The 14842-nt window shown below is 71.0% G+C and carries 14 protein-coding genes; 8 read left to right on the top strand and 6 right to left on the bottom strand.

Annotated features, from left to right (window positions below; translation table 11 throughout):
• The first annotated feature begins 13 nt into the window (after positions 1-13).
• Together HUT10_RS18760 and HUT10_RS18755 are read left to right on the top strand one after the other, a co-directional pair.
• Positions 14-922, top strand: a complete 909-nt coding sequence (locus HUT10_RS18760; protein WP_176172401.1) for a 2-hydroxyacid dehydrogenase — start codon at positions 14-16, stop codon at positions 920-922.
• Between the two features lie 37 nt (positions 923-959).
• Positions 960-1535 (top strand): DoxX family membrane protein, encoded by a 576-nt coding sequence (locus HUT10_RS18755; RefSeq protein WP_176172400.1) that lies wholly within the window; start codon positions 960-962, stop codon positions 1533-1535.
• A gap of 268 nt (positions 1536-1803) precedes the next feature.
• On the opposite strand, the gene ilvD is transcribed toward HUT10_RS18755, so the two are convergent.
• Complete coding sequence (gene ilvD, locus HUT10_RS18750) at positions 1804-3648, bottom strand: dihydroxy-acid dehydratase (RefSeq protein ID WP_176172399.1); 1845 nt, start codon at positions 3646-3648, stop codon at positions 1804-1806.
• Positions 3649-3763: 115 nt separating this feature from the next.
• Positions 3764-4204, bottom strand: a complete 441-nt coding sequence (locus tag HUT10_RS18745) for a PH domain-containing protein (RefSeq protein WP_176172398.1) — start codon at positions 4202-4204, stop codon at positions 3764-3766.
• A gap of 325 nt (positions 4205-4529) precedes the next feature.
• On the opposite strand from HUT10_RS18745, the gene HUT10_RS18740 reads away from it, so the two are divergent.
• The 4 genes from HUT10_RS18740 to HUT10_RS18725 all read left to right on the top strand — a co-directional run bounded on the left by HUT10_RS18740 (position 4530) and on the right by HUT10_RS18725 (position 8343).
• Entirely contained in the window at positions 4530-6422 is a 1893-nt protein-coding gene (locus HUT10_RS18740; protein WP_176172397.1) for an acetolactate synthase large subunit, read from the top strand.
• A gap of 2 nt (positions 6423-6424) precedes the next feature.
• Positions 6425-6931, top strand: coding sequence for an acetolactate synthase small subunit (gene ilvN, locus HUT10_RS18735; protein WP_003080760.1), 507 nt, complete (start codon positions 6425-6427; stop codon positions 6929-6931).
• 33 nt (positions 6932-6964) lie between these two features.
• On the top strand, positions 6965-7978 hold the full coding sequence (gene ilvC, locus HUT10_RS18730) for a ketol-acid reductoisomerase (protein ID WP_176172396.1): 1014 nt from the start codon (positions 6965-6967) through the stop codon (positions 7976-7978).
• A gap of 86 nt (positions 7979-8064) precedes the next feature.
• The gene (locus HUT10_RS18725; RefSeq protein WP_176172395.1) at positions 8065-8343 is read left to right on the top strand and encodes a DUF397 domain-containing protein; all 279 of its coding nucleotides are present in this window, start codon (positions 8065-8067) and stop codon (positions 8341-8343) included.
• Here HUT10_RS18725 and HUT10_RS18720 read toward each other — a convergent pair.
• The 4 genes from HUT10_RS18720 to HUT10_RS18705 form a co-directional block, all read right to left on the bottom strand.
• The gene (locus HUT10_RS18720) at positions 8340-9221 is read right to left on the bottom strand and encodes a nuclear transport factor 2 family protein (RefSeq protein WP_176172394.1); all 882 of its coding nucleotides are present in this window, start codon (positions 9219-9221) and stop codon (positions 8340-8342) included. The two genes, HUT10_RS18725 and HUT10_RS18720, sit on opposite strands and share 4 nt — an antisense overlap.
• Positions 9222-9291: 70 nt before the next feature.
• Positions 9292-10599, bottom strand: a complete 1308-nt coding sequence (locus tag HUT10_RS18715) for an ankyrin repeat domain-containing protein (protein WP_176172393.1) — start codon at positions 10597-10599, stop codon at positions 9292-9294.
• A 148-nt stretch (positions 10600-10747) separates the two neighbouring features.
• Positions 10748-11560: a TIGR03620 family F420-dependent LLM class oxidoreductase gene (locus tag HUT10_RS18710; RefSeq protein WP_176172392.1), complete on the bottom strand. Its 813-nt coding sequence runs from the start codon at positions 11558-11560 to the stop codon at positions 10748-10750.
• Positions 11557-12456: a TIGR03620 family F420-dependent LLM class oxidoreductase gene (locus HUT10_RS18705; protein ID WP_176172391.1), complete on the bottom strand. Its 900-nt coding sequence runs from the start codon at positions 12454-12456 to the stop codon at positions 11557-11559. The genes HUT10_RS18710 and HUT10_RS18705 overlap by 4 nt, the downstream gene beginning before the upstream one ends.
• A gap of 87 nt (positions 12457-12543) precedes the next feature.
• On the opposite strand from HUT10_RS18705, the gene HUT10_RS18700 reads away from it, so the two are divergent.
• Positions 12544-13107, top strand: coding sequence for a TetR/AcrR family transcriptional regulator (locus HUT10_RS18700; RefSeq protein ID WP_176172390.1), 564 nt, complete (start codon positions 12544-12546; stop codon positions 13105-13107).
• 124 nt (positions 13108-13231) lie between these two features.
• Entirely contained in the window at positions 13232-14830 is a 1599-nt protein-coding gene (gene serA, locus HUT10_RS18695; protein WP_176172389.1) for a phosphoglycerate dehydrogenase, read from the top strand.
• Positions 14831-14842 lie beyond the last annotated feature (12 nt).

The raw sequence follows: 14842 nt of genomic DNA, 5'->3' as shown, positions 1-14842 counted from the left end.
TACGTTGGAGATCATGACGCTGACCGTGCTGGTGCCCGACGACGAGGGCATGACCGTGCTCGCCGAGGTCCCGCGGGTCCTGCCCGTGCGCTACCAGTGGGGCGAGCCGGTGCCGCCCGAAGCCGGGAAGGCCGAGGTGCTCATCCCCGGCAAGCACCCGCCCGGCGAGCAGCTGTGGCGCACGGTGCCGAACCTGAAGCTGATCCAGCTGCTGTCCGCCGGCGCCGAGGACTGGGTGGGCAAGGTGCCCGACGGCGTCCTGCTCTCCACCTGCCGCGGCGCGCACGGCGGGAGTTCGGCCGAGTGGGTCGTCGCCGCGCTGCTGTCGATGTACCGGAAGCTGGACGTCTTCGCCGCGGCGCAGCGCGAAGGCCGGTGGGAGCGGCAGACGGCGGACACGCTGCAGGGCAAGCGCGTGCTCATCATCGGCGCCGGCGACCTCGGGCAGCACCTGCGGCGGCGGCTCGAGCCGTTCGACGCGCGCTGCACGATGGTCGGGATGACCGCGCGGCAGGGCGTGCACGGCGTGCGCGAGCTGCCAGGGCTCCTGGAACTGCACGACGTCGTGGTGCTGATGGTGCCGCTGACGTCGCGGACGCGCGGGATGGTCGACGCGGAGTTCCTGGCCCGGATGCGCGACGGAGCGGTGCTGGTCAACGTCGCGCGCGGCGCCGTCGTGGACACCGATGCCCTGGTCGCCGAATTGACCACGGGCCGGTTGCGGGCCGCCCTCGACGTGACCGATCCCGAGCCGCCGCCCGCCGGGCACCCGCTGTGGACGGCGCCGGGGCTGCTGCTGACGCCGCACGTCGGCGGGGCCGTGCGCGGGGTCCGGGGCCGTTCGTACGCCGTCGCCGCGGCCGAGATCGCCCGGTACGCCGGCGGGGAGCTGCCCGACAACCTCGTCCACGGCGAATACTGAGCTCGCCAGGCCCGCGGCGATCCCCTAACCTGCGCGGGTGAGCAGTGGAGACGACTTTTCGCAGCAGCCCACCAGCGTCCTGTCGGGCGTCGAGGACGACCGGTCGGACGACACGCCGCGCCAGGGCGGGCTGGGCTTCGGCCTGCTGATCCTGCGGCTGGCGCTCGGCGTGACCATGGGCGCGCACGGGCTGCAGCACCTGTTCGGCCTGTTCGGCGGGCCGGGCATCGGCGGGTTCGCGCGGGTGCTGGAGACCTTCGGGTACCACAAGCAGACGACGCTGCTGGCGTGGATCACCGGCATCACCGAGGTGGGCGGCGGGGTGCTGGTGATCGTCGGGCTGTTCACACCGCTGGCCGCGGCGGGTCTGCTGGGGGTGGCGGCGAACGCGGTGTACGCGAAGTTCCACGGCGGGTTCTTCGAGGGCTCCGGGCAGGGGTTCGAGTTCGAGCTGCTGCTGGCGGCTTCGGCGTTGAGCCTGCTGTTCACCGGGGCGGGGCCGGTTTCGCTGGAGCGGAACACGCCTTGGCGGAAACGGCCGTTGCCGCTGGGGCTGGTTTCGCTGCTGCTGGCGGCCGCGGCGGCGGTGGTGGTCATCGTTTTGACGCGGTAGGGCTGGGGCGGCTCGATCGGGTGGCTTCGGCTTCCGTGGCGGCGGAAACTGTCGGTGGGCGCCGGTAACGTTGAAATCGGGGGTCCCCCGGCGGCTGTGGACAACTCGGCGGCTCGTGCCGGGCTGTGGACAACTGCGGCGCGCGGGCCCGGATTTGTCGGTGGGCGCCGGTAACGTTGAATCCGGGGGTCCCCCAAGCGGCGGGGCCTGTTGTGGCATGGAAAAGGCCGCCCCGGGCGAGCCGGGGCGGCCTTCGAAAACAGCCGACCTACTTGTTCACGTCCCGCACCGCACCCGTGTCCGCCGAGGTCGCCATCCGGGCGTACGCGCGCAGCGCCGCCGTCACCGGGCGCTGGCGCTCCTTCGGCTGCCACGGCCTCTCCGACGCCTCCATCTTCGCGCGGCGCTCGGCCAGCACCTCCGGGGCGACCAGCAGCTCCAGGCGCCTCTCGTGGACGTCCAGCAGGATTCGGTCGCCGTTCTCCACCAGGCCGATCAAGCCGCCCGCCGCGGCCTCCGGGCTGATGTGGCCCACCGAAATGCCCGATGATCCGCCCGAAAAACGGCCGTCCGTGATCAACGCGCACTTCTTGCCCAGGCCCGAGCCCTTCAGGAACGCCGTCGGGTGGAGCATCTCCTGCATGCCCGGGCCGCCCGCCGGGCCTTCGTAGCGGATCACCAGGACCTCGCCCGGCTGGATCTCCTTCTTCAGGATCGCCGACACCGCCTCCTCCTGGCTCTCCAGGACCCGCGCCGGGCCCTCGAAGTGCCACAGGTCCTCGTCGATGCCCGCGGACTTGATCACCGCGCCGTTCTCCGCCAGGTTGCCGCGGAGGATCGCCAGGCCGCCGTCCTTCGTGTACGCGTGCTCGACGTCCCTGATGCAGCCCTCCGCCGCATCCGTGTCCAGGGACGACCAGCGGTTCGACGTCGAGAACGCCTGCGTCGTGCGGACCCCGCCCGGCGCCGCGTGGAAGAGCTCCACAGCCTCCGGAGAAGGCGACGATGCCCGGATGTCCCAGGCGGCAAGCCACGACGACAGATCCGGCGAGTGGACCGACCACACGTCCGTGTTCAGCAGGCCGCCGCGGTACAACTCGCCCAGGATCGCCGGGATTCCGCCCGCGCGGTGGACGTCCTCCATGTGGTAGTCCGAGTTCGGCGCCACCTTCGACAGGCACGGCACGCGGCGGCCGATCGCGTCGATGTCGGCGATCGTGAAGTCGACCTCGCCCTCCTGGGCGGCCGCGAGGATGTGCAGCACCGTGTTCGTCGAGCCGCCCATCGCCATGTCGAGGGCCATCGCGTTCTCGAACGCCGCCTTCGACGCGATCGAACGCGGCAGCACCGACTCGTCGTCGTTTTCGTACCAGCGGCGGCACAGCTCGACGACCGTGCGGCCGGCCTCCTCGAACAGCGCTCGGCGCGCGGCGTGCGTCGCCAGCGTGGAGCCGTTGCCGGGAAGCGACAAACCGAGGGCCTCGGTGAGGCAGTTCATCGAGTTCGCGGTGAACATGCCGGAGCACGAACCGCACGTCGGGCAGGCCGAACGCTCGACGACGGCCAGCCCGTCCTCGTCGACCTCGGGGCTCGCCGACGCCGCGATCGCCGTGATCAGGTCGGTCGGGGCCTGCGCGACGCCGCCCACGACGACCGCCTTGCCTGCCTCCATCGGGCCGCCGGAGACGAACACCACCGGGATGTTCAGGCGCATCGCCGCGTTCAGCATGCCCGGGGTGATCTTGTCGCAGTTGGAGATGCACACCAGCGCGTCGGCCTGGTGCGCGTTGACCATGTACTCCACCGAGTCGGCGATGATCTCGCGCGAGGGCAGCGAGTAGAGCATCCCGGAGTGCCCCATGGCGATGCCGTCGTCGACGGCGATCGTGTGGAACTCGCGGGCGACGCCGCCGGCTTCCTTGACCGCCTCGGCGACGATCTCGCCGAGGTCCTTCAGGTGCACGTGGCCCGGCACGAACTGGGTGTAGGAGTTGGCGATCGCGACGATCGGCTTGCCGAAGTCGCTGTCGGTCATGCCCGTGGCGCGCCAGAGCGAGCGCGCGCCCGCCGCGTTGCGGCCGTGGGTGGTGGTCCGGGAACGGAGAGGCGGCACGGGAACTCCCAGGTCAAAGGGTGGCCGGCGAAACTGGTAGAACCAATTTACGCTGTCGGGCCAAGCCCGTCCGTCGAGGGTGGGGGACCGGGTTGCGCCGTCGGCCGCCGCGGGGTCACTCGCCGGTCGACGTGCCGGGCTTGATGTCCTCGGGGGCCAGCTGCCCGCTCGGGTCCGCGACCAGACCCTCGCTCACCAGCGACAGCACCGGCAGGTGCCGGGTCCGCACGGTCGGCAGCGGCACCTTCGTGTCGTCCTGCAGCACCGCCTGCACGCGGGACTTCTTCGTGATCGCCAGCCCCTTGAGCGCCGACCACGGGATGTCGCGGTGGCCGAACACCGTGCGGACGGCCAGTCCGGACCGCGTGGCGACCGTGCGGTGGCGGATAACGAACACCGCCAGCGCGATCGGGAAGATGTAGAGCCACTGCAGGTACGGGATCTCCCCGAGCGCGATCGGCGTCACGCAGATCGTCAGGAGAGCGATCGCCATGAAGGACGTGCGCGGGATCCGGAAGACGGCCTTCCGGCCTTCGTCCTGCTGTTTTTCGGCCACGCGGAAATGGTGCACCGCGCGCACGCGCGGCTCGAACCCGGGTCGCGCCGGTGTGACCCACGTCCACCATGCGGACACGTCATCCCGCAGAGTTGACACCCGCACGGCGTTCGGTCTAGCGTCGTCGCCGTGACACCGCTGACCGGCCTCGTACTTCCCAAGCGCGTCGACGCTTAGGGAAGACTTTCCGCTGCGTCGACGCGCGAACCCTCGTGCGACCTTACGGTCGGCGAGGGTTTTTTGTTGCCCTAGGGAAGCAATTCCCGGCCCCACCGCACAGAACCGACCCGAACGAGTGACACCCGAGACCCACGAGGCAGATCCGATGACCAGTGCGACGTCGCGCAGCGACGCGAAGCCCGGGCCGACGCCCGGAACGCCCGGAGCACGTCCGAAGCCGGCCCCACCGGCGGGAACGCCGGTGCGCGTCACCGGCGCGCAGTCCCTCGTGCGCTCGCTCGAGGCCGTCGGCGCCGAGGTGGTCTTCGGGATTCCGGGCGGCACCATCCTGCCCGCCTACGACCCGCTGCTCGACTCGACGAAGGTCCGCCACGTCCTGGTCCGCCACGAGCAGGGCGCCGGGCACGCGGCCACCGGCTACGCGCAGGCCACCGGCAAGGTCGGCGTCTGCATGGCCACCTCGGGCCCGGGCGCGACCAACCTGGTCACCCCGCTCGCCGACGCGAACATGGACTCGGTCCCGGTCGTGGCCATCACCGGCCAGCAGTCCCGGGCGCTGATCGGCACCGACGCGTTCCAGGAAGCCGACATCTGCGGCATCACGATGCCGATCACCAAGCACAACTTCCTCGTCACCGACCCCGCGGACATCCCGCGGACCATCGCCGAGGCGTTCCACCTGGCCGCGACGGGCCGACCCGGCCCGGTCCTGGTGGACATCCCCAAGGACGTGCTGCAGGAGATGACCTCGTTCTCCTGGCCGACGGAGCTGCGGCTGCCGGGCTACCGCCCCACGCTGCGCCCGCACGGCAAGCAGGTCCGCGAAGCCGCGAAGCTGATCGCGAAGTCGCGGCGCCCGGTGCTCTACGTCGGCGGCGGCGTCATCAAGGCCGAGGCGCACGAGCAGCTGAAGCAGCTCGCCGAGCTGACCAACATCCCGGTCGTCACCACGCTGATGGCGCGCGGCGCGTTCCCCGACTCGCACCCGCAGCACCTGGGCATGCCGGGCATGCACGGCTCGGTCGCCGCGGTCGCCGCCATGCAGCGCGCCGACCTGCTGATCGCGCTCGGCGCCCGGTTCGACGACCGGGTCACCGGCCAGCTGTCCTCCTTCGCGCCGGACGCCGCGGTCGTGCACGCCGACATCGACCCGGCCGAGATCTCCAAGAACCGCAAGGCCGACGTGCCGATCGTGGGCGACTGCAAGGAGATCATCGGCGAGCTGATCACCGCGGTCACGACGGAGTTCGACCACAGCGGCAAGCCGGACCTGGCCGACTGGTGGACCCAGGCCGACGACTGGCGCAAGACCTACCCGGCCGGCTACGAGTGGCCGGACGACGGTTCGCTGTCGCCGCAGTACGTCATCGAGCGCATCGGCGAGATCGTCGGCCCGGACGCCGTCTACGCCGCCGGTGTCGGCCAGCACCAGATGTGGGCCGCGCAGTTCGTCAAGTACGAGAACCCGCGCACCTGGATCAACTCCGGCGGCCTCGGCACCATGGGCTACGCCGTGCCGGCCGCGATGGGCGCGCAGTTCGGCGTCCCGGACACGCAGGTGTGGGCGATCGACGGCGACGGCTGCTTCCAGATGACCAACCAGGAGCTGGCCACCTGCGCCATCGAGGGCGCGCCGATCAAGGTCGCCGTCATCAACAACGGCAACCTGGGCATGGTCCGGCAGTGGCAGAACCTCTTCTACTCGGAGCGGTACTCCAACACCGACCTCGGCACGCACAAGCACCGCATCCCGGACTTCGTGCTGCTGGCCGAGGCGCTGGGCTGCGCCGGCCTGCGGTGCGAGACGAAGGAAGACGTCGACGCCACCATCCGCCGCGCGATGGAAATCAACGACCGCCCCGTCGTGATCGACTTCGTCGTGGGGAAGGATGCCCAGGTGTGGCCGATGGTCGCGGCCGGCACCGGCAACGACGAGATCATGGCGGTCCGGGGCATCCGGCCGCTGTTCGACGACGACGAGGTCTCGGTCGAGACGACCGAGGCCGCCGCGGAAGCCGCCGGAGAGGGTGAGCGCTAGAGATGAGCGTCCACACGCTGAGTGTCCTGGTCGAGAACAAGCCGGGTGTGCTCGCGCGCGTCTCGGGCCTGTTCTCCCGCCGCGGGTTCAACATCGAGTCCCTCGCCGTCGGGCCCACGGAAAACCCCGAGGTGTCCCGCATGACGATCGTGGTCGCCGTGGAAGAGCTACCGCTCGAACAGGTGACGAAGCAGCTCAACAAGCTGGTCAACGTGATCAAGATCGTCGAGCTGGAGCAGTCGACCGCCGTGCAGCGTGAACTGCTGCTGGTGAAGGTGCGCGCCGACAACACCGTGCGCAGCCAGGTCCTCGAAACCGTCCAGCTCTTCCGGGCCAAGGTGGTGGACGTCTCTCCGGAGGCACTCACCGTCGAGGCCACCGGGACGTCCGACAAGATCGGTGCGTTGCTGCGGATGCTGGAGCCGTATGGCATCCGCGAACTCGTGCAGTCCGGCATGGTCGCGGTGGGTCGCGGCGCCCGTTCGATCACCGCCACATCACCGCGCTGAAGCAAGTAAGTCAGGAAAGGAAGCAGTACCCCCATGGCAGTGGAAATCTTCTACGACGACGACGCCGACCTCTCGATCATCCAGGGGCGCAAGGTCGCTGTCATCGGCTACGGCAGCCAGGGCCACGCCCACTCGCTGAGCCTGCGCGACTCCGGCGTCGACGTCCGCATCGGCCTGCCCGAGGGGTCCAAGTCGCGGGCGAAGGCCGAGGAACAGGGCCTGCGCGTGCTCACCCCGGCCGAGGCGTCGGCCGAGGCCGACCTGATCATGATCCTGGCGCCGGACACCAAGCAGCGCTTCATCTACGAGCAGGACATCGCCCCGAACCTCAAGGACGGCGACGCCCTCTTCTTCGGGCACGGCTTCAACATCCGCTACGACCTGATCAAGCCGCCGTCGAACGTCGACGTCGCGATGGTCGCCCCCAAGGGTCCGGGCCACCTGGTCCGCCGCCAGTTCGTCGACGGCAAGGGCGTCCCGGCGCTCATCGCGGTCGAGCAGGACGCCACCGGCAACGCCCAGGCGCTCGCGCTGTCCTACGCGGCCGCCATCGGTGGCGCCCGCGCCGGCGTCATCAAGACGACGTTCACCGAGGAGACCGAGACCGACCTCTTCGGCGAGCAGGCCGTGCTCTGCGGTGGCGCGTCCGCGCTGGTGCAGACCGGGTTCGAGGTGCTCACCGAGGCCGGCTACGCCCCGGAGATCGCCTACTTCGAGGTGCTGCACGAGCTCAAGCTGATCGTCGACCTCATGTACGAGGGCGGCATCGCGCGCCAGCGCTACTCGATCTCCGACACCGCCGAGTACGGCGACCTGACCCGCGGCCCGCGCGTCATCTCGCCGGCGGTCAAGGAGGAGATGAAGAAGATCCTCGGCGAGATCCAGGACGGCACGTTCGCGCGTGAGTGGGTCGCCGAGGACGAGGCCGGCCGGCCGAACTTCACCAAGCTCGAGGAGCAGGGCAACCAGCACCCGATCGAGGAGACCGGCAAGAAGCTCCGCGGCCTGATGTCGTGGGTGGACCGGCCGATCACCGAAACCGCCTGATCTCTCCCGGCCAGACGCCGAAGGGGACGCCCGGTGCCGGGCGTCCCCTTCGGTGCGTTCGGTGGCCGTTTCGCTACGCTGGCGACATGAGTGAGCAGCCGGTCGACGACAAGGCGCACATCCGGCACCACCTCGACTTCACGAAGGCCGAGTGGATCCGGGCCGAGCCGGAGGGCGAGACCCTCGACGACTGCGTCGAGTACGCCTTCATCGAGCACACCGACGGCGTCACCTACACAGCGATGCGGCAGTCGGCGAAGCCGGACGGCGTGATCCTCGTCTTCACGCCGGGGGAGTGGGACGCCTTCGTGAAGGGCGTCCGCGATGGCGAGTTCGACCTGCCCGAGGACCTGGCCGAGGCCTAAAGCTCCGCCGCCAGCTCCGGGATCCGGCCGAGCTCGCCGGCGATGCCGAGGTGGTCGCCGTAGTCGCGGGATTCGACGACCAGGCCGTCGCGGATGCGCATGGCGAAGATGTTGGCGATGCGGACCGGCCGCCCGCCGTAGCTGCCTTGGTAGGCGAACTCGGCGATCAGGATCTCCGGGTCGGTGCCCTCGTGGGTGACCAGGTCGGTCGCCTCGAAGTCGACACCCATGGTCGCGGCCTGCTTGAAGTGCGCGCGCAGCTCGTCGCGCGTCCGGACGACGGCCGAGCCCGGCTGGAACGGGTGCGTCACGTGGGTCTCCTCGGCGTACAGCTCCGCCAGCTCTTCGCCGCGTTTGTCGGACACGCCGTAGACGAGCTGCTCGAAGACCCCGCGCCGGCTGGCCGGGTCGCTCGACGTCCGTGGTCGAATCGGCGACAACTCGCGCGGCGGCGCCTGCTCGTAGGCCCGGATCAGCTGGTCGACGCCGTCGCGGACGGCCGCGAGCCGCAGGTAGTCGTGGTAGTCGCGGGAGTGGACGATCAGGCCGTCGCGGATGCGCAGGACCTGGATGTTGGCCGCCTCGATCGTCCGCCCGGTCTCGACCGACTCGGCGTCGTAGTCGTATTCGGCGACGATCACCTCGGGGTCGGTCGTCTCGTGGACGACGACGTTCTTGCGCGTGAGCCGCAGCGCCCCGGCGAGGACGCCGGTGAACCGTTCGTGGACGGCGTCGCGGCCGTGAAGGCGTGTCGGCCGCGGGACCGCTTGCGGGTTTTCGACGACGGTGTCCTCGGCGTACAGGGCGGAAAGCTCGCTGAAGCGGCCTTCGCCGATGCCGTCGGACAGCGCCGCGAAGACGTCGCGGGGTGCGTTCATGGGTCCTCCCAGTGGGCAAACCGGAGTCTGTAGTCCGTCTCTGACGATACGGACTACAGACTCCGGTTGTCTACCGGAGCAGGTCCCGTGCGGCCGGCTGCCCGCACACCTCCGCCCACTTCTCCGGGGTGCCGTCGAAGATCGCGTCGCGGGCGCCGGGGTCCGCGCCGTTTTCGACCAGGGCGCGGATGACGTCGAGGTGCCCGGACTGCGCGGCCAGGTGCAGGGCCGTGACGCCTTCGCCGTGGTTCGGGCCGCCGAACGTGCCGCGGAAGTTCACGTCGGCGCCGAGCTCGAGCAGCGCCCGGACGGCGTCGAGCTTGCCCGACGCCGCCGCCCAGGCCAGTGCCGTGCCGCGGTAGACGTCGGCGTCCACGGCAGCGCCCCGCGCGACGAGCGTCCTCATCGCGTCGACGCGGTTGTTGCGGGCCGCCCAGGAGAGGGCTTCGTTGATGATCTCCGCCGGGTCGTCCGTCGGCTGCCGGCGCGGGAAACCGCTGTGGGGGCGGTAGAAGCCGCGGTGGTCGCCGCCGCGGCCCGACGTCAGGAGTTCGTCGAGGGCGTCGAGATCGCCGAGCCCGGCCGCGACGCGCAGGTTGCCCGGTGCCCGGCTGTGGACGGTCAGTTTCTCCGCGGCTTCGCGGTGACCCCAGAACAGCGCGACGACCAAGGGAGTGCCGCCGTCACCGCGAGCCGATACGTCGACGGGTGCACCGCGCTCCAGCAGGAGGTCGAGCAGGTGCGGCAGGTTGCTGTAGGCGGCCTGGTGCAGGGGTGTCCAGCCGTGGACGTTGCCGCGGGCCGGGTCGGCGCCGTGGTCGAGGAGGATCCGGCTGAGCCGCTCGTCGTGCGTAGCGCCCGCCATGCCGAGCAGGTCGTTGCCGTTGGTGCCGCGGGCGTCGACGAGCCCGGGGAACTCGTCGAGCAGCGTCTCGAGCCGCCCGGGATCGCGGGCCTCGATCGCCCGGTACGCGCGGGCGAACGGCTCGCCACTGTCCACAAGAGACTTCACGTGGTCACGGAGTGCCTTCCAGGAAACGAAACCGTGCTCCCGGGCGACGACCACGCGGGCGCCGTCCCGGGTGCGCGGCTGGTGCCACCGCTCGAACGGTTCCGTCGCTCCAGGCGTGTCGTCCTCGGCCGAGGCGAGCAGCCCGAGCGCGCGTTCGGCGTAGTACCCGACGTCCTCGTGGTACGGGTGCTGCAGGGTCTCCCCGTGCTCGGTGACGCGCCTGAGGTACGCCTGCAGTTTCGGCCAGCTCGGGAAACCGTGCTCCCGCGCGATCCGGAACTGGGCTTCGGACAGCTTCACGCCTTCGGCCCGCGCGAGGTCCTTCGCGCGCTTGCGGAGCTGTTCGAGGTTGAGTCCACCGGGCACCGTCGTGCCTCCTTTCCTCTTCGCCCGTGGTCCGCCGGCACCGGGCAGGAAAGAAGGTGCGGAGCTGGTGGTGCGGTGAAGCGGGGTGGGCTCGGCCCTTTCCGCGGACGGGACGCGGCCCCCGCCGCGCCCCGCCAGCGTACCGCGGTCAGGTCAGGACGTCGGCCAGCCTGCGGTAGGACTTCTCCGTGCGGGCCAGCACCTGGACGCAGACGTGGTCGGCGCCCGCGTCGAGGTGGGCACGGACCCGGTCCGCGATCGCCTGTTCGCCGGTCGCGACGATGGCGTCGACCAGGCGGTCGCTGCCGCCGTCGGCCAGGTCGTCGTCGGTGAACCCGAGCCGGCGCAGGTTCTCCTGGTGGTGCCGGGCCAGCCGGACGTACATGCCGACGTGCTCGCGGGCGACGTCCGGGGCCGCGTCCAGGACGACCGCCTGCTCGACGGCGAGGTACTTGCCCGGCCCGAGCCGTTCGCGCGCCATCGCGGTGTGCTCCGGCGGGACGAAGTACGGGTGGGCGCCGTCGGCGCGTTCGGCCGCCAGGTCCAGCAGCTTCGGGCCCAGTGCCGCGAGCACCCGGCGCGGCCGGGGCGACGGCTGGGGGAGGCCGGACAGCTCGGCCGCGTCCATCCCGTCGAGGAATTCGCGCAACGCCGTCAGCGGCCGCGCGCCCGGCCGGTGCCCGCCCAGGCCGGCGACGAACCGCCCCGGGTAGGCCTCGCCGAGGGCGCGGATGGCGCCTTCGGCGGCGAGCGGGGAGCGCTGGTCGAACCGCGCGACCCCGGTGGCGACGGTGAGTTTCGACGTCGCCGCCAGCAGCAGTGCCGCCTGCGTGAACGCCTCCCGGCCGGCGAACTCGCCGAACCAGATGGCGTCGAAGCCGAGTTCCTCCACTTCGGCGGCCGTTTCGCGCAGCTCGCCGATCGGGGCGCCGTCGAAGAACCGCCAGATCCCGACGCTCATCCCGTCACCGCCGGGGCCAGCTCGACCAGTGCGTCCAAGGTGGCCTCGAACGCCGGCGCGGACGGCGTGAGCAGCACGTGGTCGGCGCCCGCGTCGAGCACTTCGGCGACGCGCTTGCCGATCGTGGCCGCGTCGCCCCAGAGCACGAGGTCGTCGACGAACGCGTCGCTCGGCCCGGCGATGTCGGCCTCGGTGTAGCCGAGCCGTTTCCAGCCCGCGAGGTAGACGGTGACGGAGTACTCCCGCGACTGCGCCACCCGGCGCCGGACGCTCTCGCGGGCGTCTTCGCGGGTGCCGAGCAGGACGGTCTGCTGCGGGATCAGCAGCTTGTCCGGCCCGAGGATTTCGCGGGCGTACGGCGTGTGCGAGACCGGCTGGGCGAACGGGTGTGCACCGTCGGCGTGGTCGCGGGCGAGTTCCAGCATCTTCGGCCCGACGGCGGCCAGCACCCGCGGGAACGCGACGGGTGCGGGGGTTTCGGCCGCGGCTTCGTCCATTTCGGACAGATAGGCGCGCATCCGGTCGATCGGCCGGTAGTCCTCGCCGAGTTTCGTCGCCTGGAACGCGTGCCCGACGCCGACGCCGAGCACGAACCGGCCGGGGTGAAGCCGGGCCAGCGTCGCCCCGCCCTTGTACGCGGTCGTCCCGGCCCGCAGCCAGGTGTTCGCGATGCCGGTGCCGAGCACGACGTCCGGCACCGTGGCCAGGAGGTCGCCGAAGTGGGCGAACACCTCCCGGGTGCCGGGGCCTTCGCCGCTCCAGACCGAGCGGTAGCCGGCCTCGGCGAGCCGCCGCGTCCCTGCGCGTTCGACGTCCGGCGGTGGTTGCAGCGGTGCGCTCGGCAACCAGGCGCCGATCGCGCCGAGCCGGGCGCGGGTGTCTTCGATCAGGGTCATCCTCGTTCCCTCCAGTAAGCTGAGGCTGCCTCCGGTTAATATACGGAGGCAGCCTCCGATTGGCTAGCGGGTATGGTCGGGAGCGCGATGACCGACGTCAAACCGATGCGCGCGGACGCCCGCCGCAACTACGAGCGCCTCCTCGAGGAGGCACAGCGCGCCTTCGCCGAACACGGCGTCGAGGCGTCCCTGGAAGACATCGCGCGCCGCGCCGGCGTCGGCATCGGCACGCTGTACCGGCACTTCCCGACCCGGGACGCGCTGCTCGAGACGCTGCTGCGCGCCCGGTTCGACGCCCACGCCGAGCGGGCCCGCGAGCTGCTCACCCACCCCGAGCCGCTGAACGCCCTGCACACCTGGCTGACCGGGCTCGGCGACGCCACCGGCACCTTCCGCGGCCTGGTCGAGCTCACCGCCGACGCCCTGAACGACGAAACATCCCGGTTGTACGAGTCGTGCCACGCGATGCGCGAGCTCGGTTCCCAGCTGGTGGAACGCGCGAAGCGCGCGGGGGAGCTGCGCGAGGACGTCACGGCGCACGAGCTGCTTTTGTTGCTGCACGCGGCATCCTGGGCGGGGGGTCACCTGCCCGGCGAAGGGGGCATGCAGCGGCTGCTGGCTCTTGTTTTCGAGGGATTGCGGGCGAGTTAACACCAGACGACGCCACAGGCCCGGCCAGCGCGTTAAACTCCGCTCGACCGGGGCACAACGACGTGCTTTGACCGTTTGTCGACACAGAGCGTCCTGGAAGTGACCAGATAGTGGGAGCCGCATCGTGAGCAAGCCCGATAAACCCGTCGTTCTCATCGCGGAGAAGCTCGCCCCCTCCGTGCTGAGCGTCTTCGGTGACGAGGTGGAGGTCCGGCACGTCGACGGCACGGACCGGTCCGCGCTGCTCGAGGCGGTGAAGAGCGCCGACGCGCTCCTGGTCCGCTCCGCCACCCAGGTGAACGCCGAGGTCTTCGCGGCCACCACGCAGCTCAAGGTCGTCGCCCGCGCGGGTGTCGGCCTGGACAACGTCGAGGTGCCCGCCGCGACCGAGCGCGGCGTCCTGGTCGTCAACGCGCCGACGTCGAACATCGTCTCCGCCGCCGAGCACGCCGTCGCCCTGCTGCTGTCGGTCGCGCGCCGCGTCCCGGCCGCCGACCAGAGCCTCCGCGGCGGCGAGTGGAAGCGCAGCTCGTTCTCCGGCGTCGAGCTGCAGGGCAAGACCATCGGCGTGGTCGGCCTCGGCAAGATCGGGCAGCTGTTCTCGCAGCGCCTGGCCGCGTTCGACACGAAGCTCATCGCCTACGACCCCTACGTCTCGGCCGCCCGCGCCGCGCAGCTCGGCATCGAGCTCGTCACCCTCGACGAGCTGCTGACCCGCGCCGACGCGATCTCCATCCACCTGCCGAAGACGCCGGAGACCAAGGGCCTCATCGACGCCGAAGCGCTGAAGAAGACCAAGCCGGGCGTCATCATCGTCAACGCCGCCCGCGGCGGGCTGATCGTCGAGCAGGACTTGGCCGACGCGCTGCGCTCGGGCCACGTCGGCGGTGCCGGCATCGACGTGTTCGAGTCGGAGCCGACCACCTCGAGCCCGCTGTTCGAGCTGGAGAACGTCGTCGTGACGCCGCACCTGGGTGCTTCGACGGCCGAGGCGCAGGACCGCGCGGGCACCGACGTCGCGAAGTCGGTGCTGCTGGCCCTGCGCGGCGACTTCGTGCCGGACGCGGTGAACGTCACCGGCGGCGGCGCGGTCGGCGAGCACGTCCGCCCGTACCTGTCGCTGGTCCAGAAGCTCGGCCAGCTGCTCACGGCGCTGAACCCGACGTCGCCGACGTCGGTCACCGTGCAGGTCAAGGGCGAGATCTCGAACGAGGACACCAGCGTGCTGCAGCTGGCCGCGCTGCGCGGGGTGTTCACCGGCGTGGTCGAGGACCAGGTCACGTTCGTCAACGCGCCGCAGCTGGCGGAGAAGCTGGGCGTGCAGGTCGAGCTGGAGACCGAGCCGGAGAGCCCGAAGTTCCGCAGCCTGGTGACGGTGCGCGCGGTGCACGCGGACGGCGCGGTGCTGACCGTGTCGGGGTCGGTGACCGGCCTGGACGAGGTCGAGAAGCTGGTCGAGGTCAACGGCCGCGGCTTCGACCTGCGCGCGGAGGGCACGGTGCTGCTGGTCGAGTACCCGGACCGCCCGGGCGTGATGGGCCGCGTCGGCACGCTGCTCGGCGAGGCGGGCATCAACATCGAGGCCGCGCAGATCAGCCAGACCACGGACGGTTCGGACGCGGTGATGCTGCTGCGCGTGGACCGCCACATCGACGCGCACCTGCTGGAGCCGATCGGCGCTGCGGTCGGGGCGCACACGATCCGTGCCGTCGACTTCAACTGACGTAACAGTGAG

This window comes from Amycolatopsis sp. Hca4 (assembly GCF_013364075.1).
In the GTDB taxonomy this organism is placed as follows: Bacteria; Actinomycetota; Actinomycetes; order Mycobacteriales; family Pseudonocardiaceae; genus Amycolatopsis.
The sequence above is the reverse complement of the archived record's forward strand: the minus strand, read 5'-3'. Positions and strand labels throughout refer to the sequence as shown.

What these genes read in the sequence shown, in the direction of transcription:
- ilvN (WP_003080760.1), top strand. Translation starts at nt 6,425, where the DNA reads ATGAGCGTCCACACGCTGAGTGTCCTGGTCGAGAACAAGCCGGGTGTG.
- HUT10_RS18740 (WP_176172397.1), top strand. Translation starts at nt 4,530, where the DNA reads ATGACCAGTGCGACGTCGCGCAGCGACGCGAAGCCCGGGCCGACGCCC.
- HUT10_RS18700 (WP_176172390.1), top strand. Translation starts at nt 12,544, where the DNA reads ATGACCGACGTCAAACCGATGCGCGCGGACGCCCGCCGCAACTACGAG.
- HUT10_RS18725 (WP_176172395.1), top strand. Translation starts at nt 8,065, where the DNA reads ATGAGTGAGCAGCCGGTCGACGACAAGGCGCACATCCGGCACCACCTC.
- HUT10_RS18705 (WP_176172391.1), bottom strand. Translation starts at nt 12,456, where the DNA reads ATGACCCTGATCGAAGACACCCGCGCCCGGCTCGGCGCGATCGGCGCC.
- ilvC (WP_176172396.1), top strand. Translation starts at nt 6,965, where the DNA reads ATGGCAGTGGAAATCTTCTACGACGACGACGCCGACCTCTCGATCATC.
- HUT10_RS18760 (WP_176172401.1), top strand. Translation starts at nt 14, where the DNA reads ATGACGCTGACCGTGCTGGTGCCCGACGACGAGGGCATGACCGTGCTC.
- HUT10_RS18710 (WP_176172392.1), bottom strand. Translation starts at nt 11,560, where the DNA reads ATGAGCGTCGGGATCTGGCGGTTCTTCGACGGCGCCCCGATCGGCGAG.
- HUT10_RS18720 (WP_176172394.1), bottom strand. Translation starts at nt 9,221, where the DNA reads ATGAACGCACCCCGCGACGTCTTCGCGGCGCTGTCCGACGGCATCGGC.